This window comes from Pseudomonas fluorescens, from assembly GCF_902497625.1.
GTDB classification, from domain to species: domain Bacteria; phylum Pseudomonadota; class Gammaproteobacteria; order Pseudomonadales; family Pseudomonadaceae; genus Aquipseudomonas; species Aquipseudomonas fluorescens_BQ.
In genome coordinates this window covers 1-18216 of sequence record NZ_CABVGX010000017.1, presented here as the reverse complement: position 1 = coordinate 18216, position 18216 = coordinate 1, and the positions used below count along the sequence as shown (strand labels likewise).

Sequence of the window (18216 nt, the reverse complement as noted above, 5' to 3'; positions counted from 1 at the left end):
GAGCATACCCTTACGACTTACCCGCCGTTTGTTAGGGACGACTTCATGCTTATCAAAACCGTCTTTCCCCGGCTGTGCAGGGACAGTCGCAACCTTCAAACAGGAGCAGCAAGGTGGAACGGCCTTCTTTTTTTATCGATTTCGAGGCATCAGGGATAGCCCCAGATAGCTATCCCATTGAGGTGGCTGTCGTGTCGAATGAAACCTGGTTCAGTTCGTTGATAAAGCCAGCCCGCTATTGGACGCATTGGTCGTTCGATGCGCAAGACATGCATGGTCTTACTCAGGATCATTTACTTCAGGAAGGTGATGCCCCACCCACCGTGGCGGAACGAATGAATCAGCTGTTTTCAGGGCAGGTGCTTTGCAGCGACTCACCTCAAGATGTTTTTTGGCTCGATGTCCTCTACGAAGCAGCAGACCTGATGCCGACCTTCGAGTTGAAGCCTTTGGAAGTGTTTGTGGGTCGGGAGGCTGCCAGTGACATTTATCGCCTACTGCCCACGACTAGGCACCACCGAGCTCTCCATGACGCAACCGCTTTGATGAACGCATGCCGTGCTTTGTTCGAAGCTTGAACTACCGGAGGGGTGGATACCTACCCTCACCTATGCGAAAGCGATGAGTCCATTGAAGTATGGATGTAGCACAGCGTGTGCGACCGCTCGAACCGAAGACAGGTGATCACGTGCCTGGTAGGCATGGCAAGCGGAGCGCGCAGGCGTGTGGGATGGAAGCCCGAAGGGCCGAGACCTTGGCATCGCAAGGGCTCGGTGCACGACAGCCGCTCCCTGCAGGGGAGCGCCCCAACTGAAAGCTCAGGGTCATCAAAGCTCCGCATCCCAAGCATCCATAGCCTCGCTCATAGTCGCGTACCACTGGAGGTCACCGAGCTGTAGGGCATTCGCAATTTGCCTGTTGGTATTGCCGTCGACCCAAGTCGGGAGACTCTCTATGGCCTCTGTGAACAGACTGGCTGTAGCGACAACGAATCGCCCCGTACTTGTAGACTGGAGGCACACGTAGCGCGCGGCAGCGCCACTGGGCAACCGACGCCAAGCCACCACCTCAATACAGTCCATGGCGCTCACCTGAGCCTCTAAGGTGGGACTCACTAACTGTTCCACCTGGGCATCTGCCGCTGCTCTGAATGATCGGCTAGGCGCTTCTGGCCTGTGGACAAGATGCTTCAACTGCTCACGCGAGGCGACTATCTGGTCGCGCAGCTCTTCGGGGTCGATAGACATGCCGCCCCGGTCGGTGACCGAAAGGGTCTTCAAGCTGTTCGCTGCCAGGATGAACTCGCGTTCACGCTTTTTCTCAAAGTCAGGGCGCTTGTCGTGGAAAAGCCACGCTGTGAGACGATTGAAGACCACCACATTATCCTCTCAATGGAGCATGATTTGAGGCAATGGCAGTCCACCATCGACCGTTGTTGCGAGCTAATCAACTCACTATAAGGGGAGCAGGCCCTTCCGGTCGACAATGCCCATGCTAGGTGAAAACCGGCCACGCCCTCACCCGACACATCAAGGCGTAACGGGTGGTAAACCACTCATTAACTCCGCCTGAAGTGCGTAAATTACGTCTTCAAGCTCCCGTATCCTGTCCGTGATAGGCGCATTTGAGAGAAGAATACTATCGTGCTTCAGGTTTAACAGCGACTCTTGCGCTGATTCCAGTCTGTCTCGGTTCTCAATACTTTTAGTATAACCAATAGTTTGAGTCATTAAGTCGTATTCATAATGAAAGTAGTGCCATAGCGATTTCTCCTTGGCTTGGCCTGTTTTGGGAAGGACTTGTGCGCATATCGAATCTCTTAGAGCTTCCGTCCAATGTGTTTTAAATTTGGCATCCTTAGCGAATGCGACGTCTAAAAGATAGTGGATTTCCCTGGTGATAAATCTGTGACGAAACATAGACAAACAGGTTCTTACAGCCCCCAAGCCTGCGTCAATACAGATTCTATCGAATTCTTTCGTCAAACTTTGTTTCTGGAGTGGTTGGCCATCGATTCCAAGTAGTAGTGCATCATTGAGTGTCAGCAGGTTAGGATGTTTTCTAAGGGGACGAGCTGATTCAAAATCCTTAAGCTGTTGGAGGAAGGTCAGTCGAGCCTTTAGATATCTGTTGAAGTCCAACGCTGCGCGCAAGGTTACCGTGAAATATCTAATCGGGGCAGGCTTACCTCTTTTTTTGGTGGGAACAGCAATGGATTTTCGGCTGAGCACGGATTGGTTTAAATCAAGCGGGATGTCGACAAGTTCTTCGGGGCGAAGACCCATTAACTTCATTAGGCGAATAGAAAACATCCGTCGTTCATACAGATACGTGTTTTGTGCCATAAATAGATCAGGGAAAATTTTAAGCTTGCGTTTGGAGGAGGTCGGTAAGTTTGCAATGTCGTGTTTTCTGAAAATCTCATTTTGAATACTGCTTATGAAGTTCTCAGGAATAGGTGCTTTGTCGAATTTTTCGGAAACGCTTTCCATCAGATGTCGATGCCACATGTAGCGTTTGCCCGTGTAGCGATTTAAGCGCCACTCGACAATTATCCGCGAGTGGGACGTCTCGCCAACCAAACCTTTTCCGAGGGAATCGGGGAAAGATCGAGTGATCCACTCCATCAAATCTAACGCCCTGCTTTGTATTTGGATTGAAGTATTGTTAATTCGCTTGCTTTCAGTGCCAAACTTCCCTAATCGTTTCTCCCATTTTAACTGCTGGGTGAATTCATAGAAAAGTTCATCATTCATTTCATGGAAACTTATCTTTTTCGAGTAGCAGTAGCGTATGAGTGGGGTTATCTGAGCCGAATATGTATTAGGTGTGTCCCTTCCGCCGGAGCGCTGAAGCTTAGACTGCATCCAGAGTGTAGCTAGATGGCAAGGCCGGCCATCTGGCCATCTTAATACTGCGAAGCTCTCATAGTTTCTTCGTATTATGCGGTAATCCTTTGAGCCGGCAATTGGCATCGCGTGATCAGGTAGTTTCACGTTTTTGAATAGCACGTATAGCTGTATGCTCATGGCGCTTTACCTCCGATAATCAGCTCAAAATTTCTCCCTTCTGACGTCATTAGCCCTGGTGAGACAATATTCGAAAATTTAGCTGAGCATATTTTAAGTTGGTTGGATATTAGTTCTGATAAGTCAGAGTTTTCATCAGTTGTCCTGAAAACTAAGTCCTCTAGAAAACGATATATTTCAAGATAGGCCAGTGAGCAAAGATGGGCCTCAAGCAGCGCGGTGGAATAAAGCTCAGGTAAGTCTGGGTTATTAAATTTAGGCGAAGGCGCTTCCGATTTAGGAACGGTTTCTGCCGCCTCTTGTCGAAGGAGTTTAACATAGTCCCATTGGTTCGCTCCTGGTACATTAAGCTCCTGTATTTTTCCACTTGTTGTTCTTGATTTTAGAGTGTTGTATGCGATTTTGGTGAAATGATCAGGCACTTCGAGATGACAGAATTCTTTCATTGAAGATATAGCTTGTGCTTGTTTTTTTGTCACAGATATTGACCTGGACTTTATCGCTTCAAGCCAGCGGAATCGCGCGATTATATTGTTATTTATTAAATCTCTCATCAGTCATTGCTCCGAAGCGGATTGCGAAGTCTATTGCAGTGACATTTTCGGCGTAGCCGGTGAGCTTGATGGTAAATGTAGTAACTTCAAAATCACCCGACTCACGGATTTCCATAATGAGATCGAGGTAATCTTTGGGTATGATGGACGATATGCTCGATACCCCGAAGTGGGTAAGGGTATGTTGGTAGAGTGCCAACAACCCTTGTCGTTGAGTAGGGTCGAGTGCTCCTGCCTCCAATGAAAGGAGGCGGTCTTCAATACACTCAGACTCGTATCGGACATAGGTGTCATAGCTCTCGTCAGGAGCCACATATGAATCTACGTGTGACTTATCTTTGTGTGCGGCGCCGTAACCTAGTAGCGGCTTTATTGCGTTTCCTTCATGCCTATGCATAGTCAGCATGAAAAATTTTCGCATTTCATGTACGCGTGGATACCAGCGGCGACCGAGTTCGTCTACAGGTGTTTTTATGTAGTCGCAAAATGTGTTTATGCAGTTATTTACGGCATCCTCCAGAACCTCACCCGATGGCACTGTAAATGACCTTGAGGGAAAGTAGAATAAATGCTCGGAGTGCGTGGAAGTGTCATCAAACACTTCAGTGAGACGATGCCCCATTAGCTGGAGAAGCTGGATGGCTCGAGCAGATATTGACGGAATAGGGCGATCTACAATGTTATGCTCCCCCTTAGGGCCACTTTTACCTTGCTCATGCTGTAAAAAACTCCCGTCACCATCGTTTTCGTTGCCTAGGCAGGCTCTTTGTAAGTAAGCGAGTTCAGAGAGTCTTAGGGGCTTCATCATTCCGATGATGATCGCACAAGCTCCTACGAAAGCTTTGACAACTGAGCGCATGTTATGGATGCGCTCGGAGCCGCTCATATTTACTTTTACATCGTAGTGAGTTATATCCAATATTGAATGAATGGACACGGGTGGTGTCCCATCTAGCGGAGTGGTAAGCCACTGATCTCTGGTTATGAGGAAACTCTGTTGTTTGGCGGTTCCAGAGGCGTAGATGTCATGTGTTGAGGAGATGTCGACGCTTTCCTTGCTATAATAAATGGCTGCCTCAACGATGCTTTTTCCATACACAAGAATCCATTCGCATGCAGCGTTTATAACTTGGAGCCCAATGCTCAATGGTATAAGTGGAGTATGGCTAGGGCGTCTTAACATGTGTCTGAATTGAGCAACAACGGATTTTTTGTCTATTGTTACTGCCGGGATGTCCGACGGAATGGCAGAATGGCCGCTGAAGAAATTTGCTAGATGTTCAAGTTGGTCAGTGAAGTTTCCTTGGCTGACTGGCTTTTCTCTGGCTTTGGTAAGTTCAATAATGTTCTGTGAAGGGTATTCTGATATGGAACTTGATGGTAAAAGCAGGTGGGGGTGGTAAAGCCCCGGCTCGAATTGTCTAATAAAGCTTCTAAAATTATCGTCGCTTGATGTTGCACTAAGCTTCATTCCGAGTATAGAACCCAAATAGACCCGAGACAGAGTCCATTTGGAGGTTACTCCTGATTTACGATTTGTTATGTATTTGTCGTGCTGACGTAACCATTCGACCATGTCATTGACGAATTGTTTATCTAGGTCATGGGGCGAGTCAAGCAAGCAGTCCAGCGGGATCGGGTGTTCGAGAAGCGAATGAAAATGACAGATAATCCGCTCCTTGTATTGAAGTGCCCCACTCAGACCACATTCACTCAGTTCAGAAACGAGTGCTTTAAAGGCATTTGTATCAAATAGCCTAAATCCGTGAATACGAGGGCGATAAACCTTCTCATGCAAAACCAACCAGCTAGCAATATTCTTAATGAATAAAAGGTTATAGGCCCAGCGGGGGGTAGCCATTGTGTACTCGGTGATTTGACCCTTGCGCAGATAGAATGCCCATTTCTGAATCGTTTCCAACAGCATCCTATTTTCTTGGTCGCTGAGTAGGGTTCCGTCTGGGAGCGGATCCATAAAGCTGACAGTAAGCGGAGTTCCATTTGGTGAAATGGTTTCCCATACGGAACTTCCAATTCCTCCACCGACCAACCAGTGGGCTTCGAAGTCCAACGTTGATGCATAACGAGCCTTTGACCGTGCTAACAACATTTTCATATGAAGCTCGTCGTTGTTAAAGCTCTTAAACCTCGGCATCATCCCCTCCGAGTTGCGCACGGATAGAATAAGCAAAGGTCACCTTATCCTTATGCTGATCGAGCAGAGCCATTGCTCCGATGTGAGTTGCGGCCAATTGCGACTGCACGTCGCCGGATAACTTATCGATTATGATTTTTTCCGAAAGTTGTAGATCTGCTTTCGACATGGTTGCTGACGCACGAATTAGTCGCGCCAAAGCGGGAATTGCCTCAGCAGGTATGTTGGCGTATTTTGAGCCATCATCACCATTTGAAAGGGAGGGCAATGTTGGCGAATGCGTGTTTGGCTGTTCGCTGGTTTGTTCTGTGGCACCTTTATTAAGAATAGAGGCCTCATGTGCGTACAGGGCTGCTAGACTTTCAGGTGATAAGATAATCAAGAGCTCACGATCTTCAATAGCTTTTATTAATTCGTCACCACTACGTAGATGCCCTTTAAATCTTTGCCTGATGATTTCACTGAAGGCATCTCCGTTTACGGCATCCCTCAGCATTTTTTGGATAAATATTACCCGCGTTTCCGGCGATGTGAAGTCTGTAGCCTCATCTTCCCAAGGCGTACCATCGGTGGCGACTATTATCAGCTTTTGCTGCATCATTCTCAGGCCTCTTGTCGCCCATTTGAGCCTCAAAAAGTCTGGTATGTAATTTGATTTTACGACGGCCACACTGTTGCCTAGCAGGTCGGCGACGGCCCTTAAGTTTCCAGTTTCGAGAAACCTGATTATTCCTTCGGTCGCTCTAATCTTTTTGAGAGTGAATCCATCTTTATGAATTCCTCCTATTGCGAGTTCGTCTATCAAGACCTTAAATAACGAAACTCCAGAGCCAGTGTGAAGCGATTGGGGTATTTCGCCCGATGTACCAATTTTGTTTCTCGTCGATATTATGAACATTTTGCGCCATCCAGGATGGCCGCTGGCTATCAGCCGCGAACGCAACTCCTTGGTGCATGCCATGACGTCCATCACGATCTTCGCACTGAGAGGAGGTAGTCCTGATACCTTCCGTTTACCGGCACGTGGCTTGTCTACACTGAAAATTATTCTTTCGAGATCAGCTTCAGTTCTGATGTAAGGCTTGCCGCCCCGAGTATATAATGTGCTGTTTCCGATAGCTTCGGCAGTAAACTTAGGGTTTTCACTCATTAAAATTGAGCAAGCTGCACCGCAATCACGAGGGCATAGAAAACCCAATAAGCGATTTAGGGTTTCGTTTTTCGTTTTTTTGCGTATCGCATAATCTCCAGCAGCTTCCACCATCTTTGCAACTAATTTCTTGCGAACGCCATCAATGCTGAAAAGCCGCCGAAAAAAAGCGCGACCCCGCAGTGCGTCAATTGTAACCGTGTTGAGTTGTAGATCATTCACTGCATAGTGCCTAGCTACCGCAAGGAACCAGTTGAGACCTTTAGGGTTGTCAGGATGTGCAATGTGCACTCCATCTACGAAAAAATCTCCCCCGTTAATAATCCGCTGAACTTCATCGACCGGAATTTCATCAATTAACTCTCTGCCTTTTTCGTGGCATTTGAGCATTGTGTCCCAATACTGTGTGCAGGCTGAAACTACGGTTCTGCTTGCTAATTCCATCCTTGTCTTGAGCTTTAGCAGGTATTGATCAGCCTCAAGGTGCAAACTGTCGTTGCAGAGATAGATCTTAGGTAAAAGCTCATCAGGAGTGGTGGGAATGCCAACCATTGAGGGTTCGTGTCCTAAGGGAGTGTCAATTCCGTCTAGAACACCTGACATCGCTCCACCTGAAGGCAAAATTACAGTGAGCGGCAACAAACCTTCAGATCGTGATTGTTTAAATAAGCTTTCCACACTTTGCCAATAAACAAGCGTGGACTTCAGTGCTCTCTTTTTTGATGAGTGAAGATGGGACTCGAAAAAGTGGTCAAAGAATTCGTCCCAGTCTTGAGGTGGTAGGTGGCACTCTGGTGAGCGCTCCAGGAATTTAAAGGTCTGTTTGAGGCCTTCAATAAACCACCCGTAGGATTTAGCAGCGACTCTTACACACTGCACTACGACGGCATTTGCAAGGATTTGAACAGCGTCAACTGCCACATTCGAAGGCACCAACAAAGTGCAGGTGCGCTCCCCAGACGAAGTGTCTACGGCGGGCCAGAAAAACTGGAGCTTGCCGGTGGCGGTAAATCGGTAGCTGAGCATCGCTAGCCCTCCTTGATTGGAGCCTAGACTCGATGCGGGAGGTGTCAAATCATGAGTGTCATTAATCCTGATAAGTTATTGAAATAAATGTGTTTATTGTTTGCATCACAGTTAAGTGTCTAGAAAATCATAATGCTCGACATCAACGGCATCCTCGGCCTTGCCGCTTTAATGGGCGGAATCAAGCATGGCGAGCAGTCCTACAACGACGATTCGGCGCGCAGTTACAGCGTGATGATTCTTACGGCAATGGGCGTGTCGATGGTGGTGCCGGAGTTTATTCCGCAGGCTAACTGGAAAATTTACTCCGGGTTCACCATTGGCGCGATGGTCGTGCTTTACGCGCTGTTCCTGCGCATGCAGGTCGGCCCGCATAGCTACTTTTTCAGTTACAGCTATCCGGAAAAACGCCGCAAGAAGGAGCCCGTGGAAAACGAGCCGAAACCGGTCAGCCTCGCGTTCTCCATTGGCACATTGGTCTTTGGCGTGGTGGTGATCGGTGCCTTGGCCGAGGTGATGTCCAAGACCCTTGATCTGGGGCTGGAGGGGACAGGGGCACCGCCGGTGATCACCGCGATTCTGGTGGCGGCCATTTCCGCCGCGCCGGAGATTCTGACGGCATTGCGTGCCGCGTTGGCCAACCGCATGCAATCAGTGGTCAACATTGCAATGGGCGCATCGTTGTCGACGGTGATTCTGACGGTGCCGGTAATGGAGGCGATGGCGCTCTACACCGGCCAACCCTTTCAGATGGCAATGACGCCGGTACAGACGGTGATGATCTTCATTACCCTGATCGTCAGCGCGATAAATCTCAACGATGGCGAAACCAATGCCATCGAAGGGATGACCCATTTTGTGCTGTTCGCGACGTTTATCATGTTGTCGCTGTTGGGTCTCTGAACCACCACAAGAGCAAATGTGGGAGCGGACTCGCTCCCACAGTTTTTGATGTGTGTTGGGTCAGGTACCCGCGATCAACTGCCGAGCCGCCTGGCTGTGATCGGCTATCAATCCTTTCAGATCCAGCCCTTCGACCTGGCCGTCAATCACGCGCCATCTGCCGCCGACCATCACCCGATCCGCACGATCCGCGCCGCACAACAACAGGGCCGACACCGGATCGTGGCTGCCTGAGAAGCGCAGTTCATCCAGCTTGAACAATGCCAGGTCAGCCTGTTTGCCGACCGCCAGCTCACCGATATCGGTGCGCCCCAGTAAACTCGCCGATCCTTTGGTTGCCCAGCCCAAAACCAACTCCGGGGTGATCCTGTCCGCGCCGTAGCGCAGGCGCTGGATGTACAGCGCCTGACGTGTTTCGAGCATCATGTTCGACGCATCGTTGGACGCTGAACCGTCCACGCCCAGCCCGAGCAATGCACCGGCAGCGGTCAGATCGAGCGTCGGACAGATGCCCGAAGCCAGGCGCATGTTCGAACTTGGGCAGTGGCAGATGCCAGTGCCGGCGGCGCCGAGGCGAGCGATTTCGTCTGGGTTGAAGTGGATGCCATGCGCCAGCCAGGTGCGCGGCCCGAGCCAACCGACGCTGTCGAGATAATCAACGGTGCGCAGGCCGAAACGCTGCAGGCAGAAGTCTTCTTCGTCGAGGGTTTCGGCAAGGTGGGTGTGCAGGCGTACATCAAGTTTATTTGCCAGATCGGCGCTGGCGGACATGATTTCCGGGGTCACCGAAAAAGGCGAACACGGCGCCAGTGCGATCTGAATTTGCGCACCATCGCCACGTTCATGGTATTCGGCGATCAGGCGCTCGCTGTCAGCAAGGATCACTTCGCCTTCCTGTACAGTCTGTTGCGGTGGCAGGCCACCGTCCTTTTCGCCGAGGCTCATCGAACCGCGAGTCAGCATGGCGCGCATGCCCAACTCGCGGACGCTTTCGACTTGCACGTCGATCGCATTCTCCAGACCTTCCGGAAACAGGTAATGGTGATCTGCGGCGGTGGTGCAACCGGACAGCAGCAATTCGGCCAGCGCTACCTTCGAGGCCAGTGCGAGTTTTTCCGGGGTCAGACGAGCCCATACCGGGTAGAGGGTTTTCAGCCATGGGAACAACGGCTGGTTGACCACCGGCGCCCAGGCGCGGGTCAGGGTCTGATAGAAATGGTGATGGGTGTTGATCAGGCCCGGCAGGATCACATGCTCGCGAGCGTCGAAATATTGTCCACAGGGCGTCGAAGGTTGCTGGCCGGCGCCGAGCACTTCGACGATCAAACCGTCTTGCACAACCAGGCCGCCACGAGCATCGAGGCCGTTGGCTGTGAAAATGGCGAGAGGGTTTTTTAACCAGGTACGGGTCGCAGGCATGTTGGCCGGCTCCTCTGAAAGTTGGGTTCAGGTTAGCCAGCTCAGTGATTACCCTGTCTGCTGATCCAGGGTCGCCGCGATGGACGAGGTGCGCAGTTTCAGACAAAACTGCTCCGTCGGCAAGCCCGGCCCGACCAGACGATCAACATCCTGTATGAGCCGGATTGCTGGCGATGGCATCTGCTCGGCATGGCCGTATCGCCAGCAAGGCGGCTTCTACAAATGTGCGGTTACCAGGGAATCGTTTCACCCTTGTAGTTCACAAATTGATGCCCACCCTTGCCGCTGTAGGCATTCACCTGATCCACCAGGCCGCGCGTGCTGGTCTCCACGTCAATGTCCGCACCGTCACCGCCCATGTCGGTTTTCACCCAGCCCGGATGCAGCGACAGCACGGTCAATTTCTGCTCACCCAATTGCGTCACGAAACTGTTGGTCATCGAATTCAAAGCCGCCTTGCTTGCCTTGTATAAAGCCATTTCCGGCGCATCCGGCATGGTCACGCTGCCAAGCACCGAACTCATGAAAGCCAGCACGCCGGTCTGCGGACGGATCTGCCCGACAAAGCGTTGAGCCAGGTTGATCGGCGCCACGGCATTGGTGAAAAACAACTGACCGACTTCGGCCAGCGTCGCGCCCCCCGGCGTCTGAATATCCGGCCCCTTGACCCCGGCATTCACGAACAATAAATCAAACACTTCCCCCTTGAGCTGTTCGCTCAAAGCGATGACTGCCTGCTGATCGTCCATGTCGAGTTTTTCGACGCGCACATTGCCCAGCGCCTGCAAGGCATCGGCATTTTGCGGATTGCGCACGGTGGCGGTAACTTGCCAGCCATCGGCCAGCAGGGTTTTCACCAGCCCGAGGCCCAGGCCCCGCGAGGCGCCGATGATGAGTGCGGTTTTTGCCGTAGACATGAGTGGCTTCCTTGATAAATGAGAATCACGGATTTAATGGACAACGCTGACCGAGCCGATGTTGCAGTTCGCTGCGCAAGGCACCCAGTTCATCCATGCGGTTTTCGATCAGTTTGAGTTTGTCTTGCAGCAATTGCGTGACAGCGCTATCGGGGGTGGGCGACTGCCAGATCGCGGCGACGCTGTTGCCGATTTCACCGAGGGTAAAACCCAGGCGTTGCGCGGTCTTGATGTACTGCACCAGTTGCACCATCTCGTCCGGATAATCGCGATAACCGTTGGCGCTGCGTTGCGCCGCAATCAGTCCGCGCTGCTCGTAAAAGCGCAATGTGTCGCGGGAGACGGCGCTGGCCTGGGCTAATTCACCGATGCGCATGTTGGTCTCGGAAGAGGGCTTGACCCTGGAGCATACTCCAGGCTTTAGCCTTGTTGCTCCTCGAATTTCTGGAGCAATGCTGATGTGGACCTCACTGCAATATCGTCGTTTGGTGCGCGGCAGCGCCTGGTATGACTTGATCGTCACTGCAGCCTTTGTCACGCCGTGGAGTTTTGCAGCGTTGCATGGCGTGCTGACACAAGCCAGCCAGACCTTCGACTTGCCTGGAGCGCTGCCGCCGTTCGAACCCATGCACATGTTGATGGCGAATCTGTTGGGCTCGGTTGTTTGTGTGTGGGCAGTGCTGCGCATACGTAACCCACAGGAGGTTTATGGGCGATATGACGCGGTGGCGCGGTTCCTGTTTGCTGCGTGGCAGTTGTACGCCTTGCTGCATGGCGCCAGTTCGCTGCTGGTGATTTTCCTGTTTTTTGAATTGGCCTGGGGCGTGGCTCAGGCGTTGCCAGTGCGGATGCCTGCGCGGGCAAGCCCGCTCCACATTCCACCGGGCTGAGCTGAGCTTTTTGACAACGCAGTGCTTGGGTGGTGATCAAGACTCAATGGGGCGATTCAAACGCGCCCCGCCTGATTTTGCTCACCTCCCTTTGATCAAAAAACGATCAGATCTGCGCAGCCTATGCCGGACATACTTCCGGTGCAGTGATAAACGGGTTATCCACAGATTGTTCCACAGTATTTGTGCGCAAGCCGGAGTGAAGGGCATAAGCAACCCTGGTCTTTGTTCCAAAGGTGCTAAACGCGTCTAACTGTTTGTTTTATTGTGAATTTAGCGAGAGAGCAGGCGTTTTGAACAAATAATGATCAAAGCCCGCAAAGCCGCATGACAGAAGGGTTACAGCCGGATGTGCTCAGGTTATCCACAGTCGGGTGCACAGTAGGTGTGGGCAAGTGCGTGATTCCATCCGGCGCGTGCACCCTGCTAGCTCCCAGGAGCTGCCAAACGTCGCGATATCCTGGACGTCTAACGCCGCAACAAAATCCGCCCCCGGCTCAGGTCTGCCAGTTGGTTTTGCAGGGTCTCGATCTGCGCTTCACCGATAGCCAGTTGCAGTTCGACGCCATTGGCAGTGAAAGTTTCATCCACCACCAATCCGCCCAGCTCTGCGAGACGGATTTTCAACAGCGTCAGTTCAGCGAAGCTACAGGAGCAACTTACCGGCACGCGGTTGATCAACTCGACTTTCGCCGCCGCCTGCAGGCACTTGTTCGCGCCGCCGCCATATGCCCGGGCAAGTCCGCCGGTGCCCAGCTGAATGCCGCCGTACCAACGGATCACCAACACCGCTACCTGATCGCAATCCTGCGCATCGATTGCCGCCAGGATCGGCCGCCCGGCGGTCCCACCCGGTTCGCCATCATCGGTACTGCGGTACTGATCGCCGAACTTCCACGCCCAGCAGTTGTGCGTGGCATTCAAATCACTGTGCTGCTCGATGAACGTTTGGGCTTCAGCGGCACTGCCAATGGGAGCCGCAAAGGTGATGAAGCGGCTTTTGCGAATCTCTTCGCGCAATTCGCTGAAACCGCTGAGGGTAAAAGGCATAAGTCTCTTATTGAGTTGACGTCAGGCCGCAGCCTTTGAGAATGATGCGGATCAGATTGTCGCCTGCATCTGCCATGTCTTGCTTGGTCAACTTGCTACGACCGGTAACCCGGCAGATCTGCGTGGCGAAGTCGGCGTAATGCTGAGTGCTGCCCCACAGCAGAAAAATCAGGTGCACCGGGTCGACCGGGTCCATTTTGCCAGCGTCGATCCAGGCTTGAAACACACCCGCCCGACCCTGGAACCACGCCCGGTAATCCTGATTGAAATATTCAGTCAGACACTCCCCACCGCTGATCACCTCCATCGCAAAAATCCGCGAGGCTTGTGGCTGGCGCCGGGAGAATTCCATCTTGGCGCGGATATAACGCGTCAATGCCTCTGCTGGATCGTCCTCGGCCGTCAAGGTATTGAAGGTGCTGTCCCACAACTCGATGATGTTGCTCAACACGGCCACATACAGCCCAAGCTTGTTGGTGAAGTAGTAATGCAGATTCGCCTTGGGCAACCCGGCATTCAGCGCAATGGTGTTCATGCTCGTGCCTTTGTACCCGTGACGGGCGAACTCGTCTTCGGCGGCTTTGATGATGGCCTCTTCGTTCTTCTGACGAATGCGGCTGGCAGGTTTGCCGCCATGGGCTGGGACTTCAAAGGTCATAGGCACTTCCGGACAGATGAGTGGGTGCGGCCTTAAGGTTGATAGCGCACGAACGGGTTTGAGACAAGTGCCGCGTGAGACTTGTGGGAGCAGAGCTTGCTCCTGCAGGTTTCGCTGTATCAGCGGGTGGCGGCGAGACTCTCCAGAAAGCTTTCCAGCACCAGGTGCGCGCGACGGCCCTTGCGCGTGACCGATGCGAGGCTCAGGTCATAAAAACGGCCGCCGGGTTTCAGCGCCCGCAAGCGCCCTTGCTGGACCCAGAGGCTTGCATAGTGATCCGGCAGATAACCGATGTAGCGCCCGGTCAGAATGAGAAACGCCATGCCCTCGCGATCGGACGCACTGGCGGTGCAGTTCAGCGCTTGATAATGCGCCTGAATTTCCGCCGGCAAGCGAAAGGTCGGCGCAATCGCGTCCTGACTATCGAGGCGCTCGTCACTCAGTTGTTTGTCATCGACATAAAACAACGGATGACCCACCGCGCAGTACAACAGCGAACGCTCACTGTACAGCGGCTGATACTCCAGGCCGGACAGCGCACTGGCTTGCGGAACAACACCTACGTGCAAGCGACCGTCGAGCACACCTTGTTCGACTTCGTTGGGGGCGATCATGCGGATCTGGATTTGCACGTCAGGCCCACGCTCCTTCAATTGCGCCAAGGCGTGAGTGATGCGCATGTGGGGGAGGGTGACCAGATTATCGGTCAGACCGATGGTCAATTCGCCCCGCAGATGCTGATGCAAGCCATTGACCTCAGTGCGGAAACTTTCCAGTGCACTGAGTAGTTGCAACGAGGACTGGTAAACCTCGCGACCCTCCTCGGTCAGGGAAAACCCCGCGCGACCGCGCTGGCATAAACGCAAACCGAGGCGCTGCTCAAGGTCGCTCATCTGCTGGCTGATCGCAGAGCGACCGATGCCGAGCACGGATTCCGCCGCAGAAAATCCGCCACATTCCACAACGCTGCGGAATATACGCAGCAAGCGAATATCAAAGTCACTGACCTGAGCCAGCGGATCGGGGCGACGAGTGCTCATATTGTTATTACTCGTAAGTTTAGTGGGGGGCAGACTGAACATTAGAAAAGTTGGATTTCACCGACTTTATCGCCGTGGCAAGTTAGTCGCAAGAACGCTTTCCATCTCCACGTCGCTTATCTGCTCTGCGAGGTTTGTCCCATGAACTTGCCTGAAAACGCCCCGTCTTCCCTGGCCAGCCAGCTAAAGCTCGATGCTCACTGGATGCCCTACACCGCCAATCGTAATTTCCAGCGCGACCCGCGACTGATAGTGGCGGCGCAAGGCAGTTGGCTGACGGACGACAAGGGTCGCCAGGTTTACGATTCGCTGTCCGGTCTGTGGACCTGCGGCGCCGGGCATACTCGCAAGGAAATTCAGGAAGCCGTTGCCAGGCAGTTGGGCACCCTCGATTACTCGCCAGGTTTTCAGTACGGCCATCCGCTGTCGTTCCAGCTGGCCGAGAAAATCACCGACTTGACTCCGGGCAATCTCAATCACGTGTTCTTCACTGATTCGGGTTCGGAGTGCGCTGATACGGCGGTGAAAATGGTCCGCGCCTACTGGCGTCTGAAAGGTCAGGCGACCAAGACCAAAATGATCGGCCGTGCCCGTGGCTACCACGGGGTTAACATCGCCGGCACCAGCCTCGGTGGCGTAAACGGCAACCGCAAAATGTTTGGTCAGGCGATGATGGACGTCGATCACCTGCCGCACACGCTGCTGGCCAGCAATGCTTATTCGCGAGGTATGCCGACTGAGGGCGGTATCGCTCTGGCAGACGAGTTGCTGAAGCTGATCGAGCTGCATGACGCGTCGAACATCGCCGCAGTTTTCGTCGAACCTATGGCCGGTTCCGCAGGTGTGCTGGTGCCGCCGCAGGGTTACTTGAAACGCCTGCGTGAGATCTGCGATCAGCACAACATTCTGTTGGTGTTCGACGAAGTGATCACCGGCTTTGGTCGCACCGGTTCAATGTTTGGCGCAGACAGCTTCGGCGTTACCCCGGACCTGATGTGCATCGCCAAGCAAATCACCAACGGTGCGATTCCCATGGGGGCGGTGATCGCCAGCTCCGAGATCTACCAGACCTTCATGAACCAGGCGACGCCTGAATACGCGGTGGAATTCCCGCATGGCTATACCTATTCCGCCCACCCGGTAGCCTGTGCGGCTGGCTTGGCCGCACTGGACTTGCTGCAAAAGGAAAACCTGGTGCAGAGCGTGGCCGAAGTCGCGCCGCATTTCGAAAATGCGCTGCACGGTCTGAAAGGTTCGAAAAACATCATCGACATTCGTAACTATGGTCTGGCCGGTGCAATCCAGATCGCTCCGCGTGACGGCGATGCCATCGTGCGTCCTTTCGAAGCGGGCATGGCACTCTGGAAAGCCGGGTTCTATGTGCGTTTCGGCGGCGACACTCTGCAGTTTGGCCCAACTTTCAACAGCAAGCCGCAAGACCTTGATCGCCTGTTCGATGCGGTCGGCGAAGTGCTGAACAAGATCGACTGATTTTTCCCTCTCTATATATAAGAGCGCCCGGTGAAGGGCGCTTGTACAACTTTACTGGAGCCCCGCATGAGCCTTATCCCGCATTTGATCAATGGCGAACTGGTGACCGAAGAAGGTCGCACCGCCGACGTGTTCAACCCGTCGACTGGCCAGGCGATCCACAAACTGCCATTGGCCAGCCGCGAAACCATTCAGAAAGCCATTGATGCGGCCAAGGCTGCGTTCCCGGCCTGGCGTAACACGCCGCCGGCCAAACGTGCTCAGGTGATGTTCCGCTTCAAGCAATTGCTGGAACAGAACGAAGCACGTATCTCGCAACTGATCAGTGAAGAACACGGCAAGACTCTGGAAGATGCGGCAGGTGAACTGAAACGCGGCATCGAAAACGTCGAATATGCCTGTGCAGCGCCAGAAATTCTCAAAGGTGAATACAGCCGCAACGTCGGGCCGAACATTGATGCATGGTCGGACTTCCAGCCATTGGGCGTAGTGGCTGGTATCACTCCGTTCAACTTCCCGGCGATGGTGCCGTTGTGGATGTATCCGCTGGCCATCGTCTGCGGCAACTGTTTCATCCTGAAACCGTCGGAGCGGGATCCGAGCTCGACGCTGTTGATCGCTCAGTTGTTGCTGGAAGCCGGCCTGCCTAAAGGCGTGATGAACGTTGTCCATGGTGACAAGGCTGCGGTCGATGCCTTGATTGAAGCGCCGGAAGTCAAAGCGCTGAGTTTCGTCGGCTCGACGCCGATTGCCGAATACATCTACGCCGAAGGTACCAAGCGCGGCAAACGCGTTCAGGCACTGGGCGGCGCGAAGAACCACGCAGTACTGATGCCGGATGCCGATCTGGACAACGCCGTCAGCGCACTGATGGGCGCGGCATACGGTTCTTGCGGTGAGCGCTGCATGGCAATCTCGGTGGCTGTGTGTGTCGGCGACCAGGTCGCAGACGCATTGGTGGCGAAGTTGGTGCCGCAAATCAAGGCGCTGAAGATTGGTGCCGGCACATCGTGCGGTCTGGACATGGGGCCGTTGGTATCCGCACAGGCTCGGGACAAGGTCAGCGGCTATATAGAAGACGGCGTTTCTTCTGGCGCTTCATTAGTGGTCGACGGCCGTGGCTTGAGCGTGGCGGGGAACGAAGACGGTTTCTTCCTGGGCGGCTGCCTGTTCGACAACGTCACGCCAGAGATGCGTATCTATAAAGAAGAGATCTTCGGGCCGGTGCTCTGTGTTGTCCGGGTGAACAGCCTGGAAGAGGCCATGCAACTGATCAATGATCACGAGTACGGCAACGGCACCTGCATCTTCACCCGCGATGGCGAATCGGCGCGGTTGTTCTGCGACGAGATCGAAGTTGGCATGGTCGGCGTTAACGTGCCGTTGCCGGTGCCAGTGGCGTATCACAGCTTTGGTGGCTGGAAGCGTTCGCTGTTTGGCGACCTGCACGCATATGGCCCGGATGGCGTACGCTTCTATACACGTCGCAAAGCGATTACCCAACGCTGGCCGCAGCGTGCCAGCCATGAAGCCTCGCAATTCGCCTTCCCTAGCTTGTAATGGGCGATGAAGGCCGAGCCCATTGGGGCTCGGCCTTTGCTTTTCAGGGCTTTTCTGACCTATATGACAGAAATGTGAAAATAGGTGTTGACGGCAGATTCTGGAAGTCTATAATTCGCCCCACTTCCGGCGCAGTCGAAACGGAAAACTCCTTGGTAAACAAAGAGTTACGCGGTTTTCGACGGCGAGCTTGCTTCAGATCATCGAAGCCTGGAAGGAGTTGGAAGAGCGGTGTTGTTTGGCTCTTTTAACGATTCGATCTTCTCGGTCGAAAGCGGAGAAAAAGAGGTGTTGACAGCAGCGAGTAACGCTGTAGAATTCGCCTCCCGCTAACGAGAGATCGGAAGCGCAAGTGGTTGAAGTTGTTAAGGATT

The 18216-nt window shown here is 53.2% G+C and carries 15 protein-coding genes and 1 pseudogene; 5 read left to right on the top strand and 11 right to left on the bottom strand.

What is annotated here, in order from left to right; translation table 11 throughout:
- Positions 1–113: 113 nt before the first annotated feature.
- Positions 114–578: a hypothetical protein gene (locus F8N12_RS12315; protein ID WP_050499462.1), complete on the top strand. Its 465-nt coding sequence runs from the start codon at positions 114–116 to the stop codon at positions 576–578.
- 249 nt (positions 579–827) lie between these two features.
- Here the strand turns inward: F8N12_RS12315 and F8N12_RS12310 are convergent, their stop codons facing one another.
- The 5 genes from F8N12_RS12310 to F8N12_RS12290 all read right to left on the bottom strand — a co-directional run bounded on the left by F8N12_RS12310 (position 828) and on the right by F8N12_RS12290 (position 7914).
- Complete coding sequence (locus F8N12_RS12310; protein WP_150580680.1) at positions 828–1379, bottom strand: hypothetical protein; 552 nt, start codon at positions 1377–1379, stop codon at positions 828–830.
- A gap of 150 nt (positions 1380–1529) precedes the next feature.
- Positions 1530–2756: a hypothetical protein gene (locus tag F8N12_RS12305; protein WP_150580679.1), complete on the bottom strand. Its 1227-nt coding sequence runs from the start codon at positions 2754–2756 to the stop codon at positions 1530–1532.
- A gap of 269 nt (positions 2757–3025) precedes the next feature.
- Entirely contained in the window at positions 3026–3583 is a 558-nt protein-coding gene (locus F8N12_RS12300) for a hypothetical protein (RefSeq protein WP_150580678.1), read from the bottom strand.
- The gene (locus F8N12_RS12295; protein ID WP_150580677.1) at positions 3564–5699 is read right to left on the bottom strand and encodes a hypothetical protein; all 2136 of its coding nucleotides are present in this window, start codon (positions 5697–5699) and stop codon (positions 3564–3566) included. Before F8N12_RS12295 ends, F8N12_RS12300 begins: the two co-directional genes overlap by 20 nt.
- 25 nt (positions 5700–5724) lie before the next feature.
- Positions 5725–7914, bottom strand: coding sequence for a hypothetical protein (locus F8N12_RS12290; RefSeq protein WP_150580676.1), 2190 nt, complete (start codon positions 7912–7914; stop codon positions 5725–5727).
- Between the two features lie 129 nt (positions 7915–8043).
- On the opposite strand from F8N12_RS12290, the pseudogene F8N12_RS12285 reads away from it, so the two are divergent.
- Positions 8044–8817: pseudogene (locus F8N12_RS12285) on the top strand (calcium:proton antiporter); the annotation flags it as partial.
- A gap of 60 nt (positions 8818–8877) precedes the next feature.
- On the opposite strand, the gene F8N12_RS12280 reads toward F8N12_RS12285, so the two are convergent.
- From F8N12_RS12280 to F8N12_RS12270, 3 genes are all read right to left on the bottom strand, one after another.
- The gene (locus F8N12_RS12280; RefSeq protein WP_150580675.1) at positions 8878–10236 is read right to left on the bottom strand and encodes an 8-oxoguanine deaminase; all 1359 of its coding nucleotides are present in this window, start codon (positions 10234–10236) and stop codon (positions 8878–8880) included.
- A gap of 230 nt (positions 10237–10466) precedes the next feature.
- On the bottom strand, positions 10467–11153 hold the full coding sequence (locus F8N12_RS12275) for an SDR family oxidoreductase (RefSeq protein ID WP_150580674.1): 687 nt from the start codon (positions 11151–11153) through the stop codon (positions 10467–10469).
- Between the two features lie 25 nt (positions 11154–11178).
- A complete protein-coding gene (locus F8N12_RS12270) occupies positions 11179–11529 on the bottom strand; it encodes a MerR family transcriptional regulator (protein ID WP_150580673.1) in 351 nt (116 codons plus the stop codon).
- Positions 11530–11611: 82 nt separating this feature from the next.
- On the opposite strand from F8N12_RS12270, the gene F8N12_RS12265 reads away from it, so the two are divergent.
- Positions 11612–12043, top strand: a complete 432-nt coding sequence (locus F8N12_RS12265) for a hypothetical protein (RefSeq protein WP_150580672.1) — start codon at positions 11612–11614, stop codon at positions 12041–12043.
- 468 nt (positions 12044–12511) lie between these two features.
- Here the strand turns inward: F8N12_RS12265 and F8N12_RS12260 are convergent, their stop codons facing one another.
- The 3 genes from F8N12_RS12260 to F8N12_RS12250 all read right to left on the bottom strand — a co-directional run bounded on the left by F8N12_RS12260 (position 12512) and on the right by F8N12_RS12250 (position 14791).
- A complete protein-coding gene (locus tag F8N12_RS12260; RefSeq protein WP_150580671.1) occupies positions 12512–13093 on the bottom strand; it encodes an IMPACT family protein in 582 nt (193 codons plus the stop codon).
- Positions 13094–13100: 7 nt separating this feature from the next.
- Positions 13101–13751, bottom strand: coding sequence for a TetR/AcrR family transcriptional regulator (locus tag F8N12_RS12255; protein WP_150580670.1), 651 nt, complete (start codon positions 13749–13751; stop codon positions 13101–13103).
- A 119-nt stretch (positions 13752–13870) separates the two neighbouring features.
- Positions 13871–14791 (bottom strand): LysR family transcriptional regulator, encoded by a 921-nt coding sequence (locus F8N12_RS12250; RefSeq protein WP_150580669.1) that lies wholly within the window; start codon positions 14789–14791, stop codon positions 13871–13873.
- Positions 14792–14932: 141 nt separating this feature from the next.
- Between F8N12_RS12250 and F8N12_RS12245 the strand changes: the two genes are divergently transcribed.
- Together F8N12_RS12245 and F8N12_RS12240 are read left to right on the top strand one after the other, a co-directional pair.
- Positions 14933–16282, top strand: coding sequence for an aspartate aminotransferase family protein (locus F8N12_RS12245; RefSeq protein ID WP_150580668.1), 1350 nt, complete (start codon positions 14933–14935; stop codon positions 16280–16282).
- Positions 16283–16348: 66 nt separating this feature from the next.
- Complete coding sequence (locus tag F8N12_RS12240) at positions 16349–17842, top strand: CoA-acylating methylmalonate-semialdehyde dehydrogenase (protein WP_150580667.1); 1494 nt, start codon at positions 16349–16351, stop codon at positions 17840–17842.
- Positions 17843–18216 lie beyond the last annotated feature (374 nt).

Excerpts from the sequence above, each read along its gene's own strand:
- F8N12_RS12270 (WP_150580673.1), bottom strand. The coding sequence starts at position 11,529 with ATGCGCATCGGTGAATTAGCCCAGGCCAGCGCCGTCTCCCGCGACACA.
- F8N12_RS12260 (WP_150580671.1), bottom strand. The coding sequence starts at position 13,093 with ATGCCTTTTACCCTCAGCGGTTTCAGCGAATTGCGCGAAGAGATTCGC.
- F8N12_RS12255 (WP_150580670.1), bottom strand. The coding sequence starts at position 13,751 with ATGACCTTTGAAGTCCCAGCCCATGGCGGCAAACCTGCCAGCCGCATT.
- F8N12_RS12300 (WP_150580678.1), bottom strand. The coding sequence starts at position 3,583 with ATGAGAGATTTAATAAATAACAATATAATCGCGCGATTCCGCTGGCTT.
- F8N12_RS12305 (WP_150580679.1), bottom strand. The coding sequence starts at position 2,756 with ATGAATGATGAACTTTTCTATGAATTCACCCAGCAGTTAAAATGGGAG.
- F8N12_RS12265 (WP_150580672.1), top strand. The coding sequence starts at position 11,612 with ATGTGGACCTCACTGCAATATCGTCGTTTGGTGCGCGGCAGCGCCTGG.
- F8N12_RS12245 (WP_150580668.1), top strand. The coding sequence starts at position 14,933 with ATGAACTTGCCTGAAAACGCCCCGTCTTCCCTGGCCAGCCAGCTAAAG.
- F8N12_RS12280 (WP_150580675.1), bottom strand. The coding sequence starts at position 10,236 with ATGCCTGCGACCCGTACCTGGTTAAAAAACCCTCTCGCCATTTTCACA.
- F8N12_RS12275 (WP_150580674.1), bottom strand. The coding sequence starts at position 11,153 with ATGTCTACGGCAAAAACCGCACTCATCATCGGCGCCTCGCGGGGCCTG.
- F8N12_RS12240 (WP_150580667.1), top strand. The coding sequence starts at position 16,349 with ATGAGCCTTATCCCGCATTTGATCAATGGCGAACTGGTGACCGAAGAA.
- F8N12_RS12295 (WP_150580677.1), bottom strand. The coding sequence starts at position 5,699 with ATGAAAATGTTGTTAGCACGGTCAAAGGCTCGTTATGCATCAACGTTG.
- F8N12_RS12290 (WP_150580676.1), bottom strand. The coding sequence starts at position 7,914 with ATGCTCAGCTACCGATTTACCGCCACCGGCAAGCTCCAGTTTTTCTGG.
- F8N12_RS12250 (WP_150580669.1), bottom strand. The coding sequence starts at position 14,791 with ATGAGCACTCGTCGCCCCGATCCGCTGGCTCAGGTCAGTGACTTTGAT.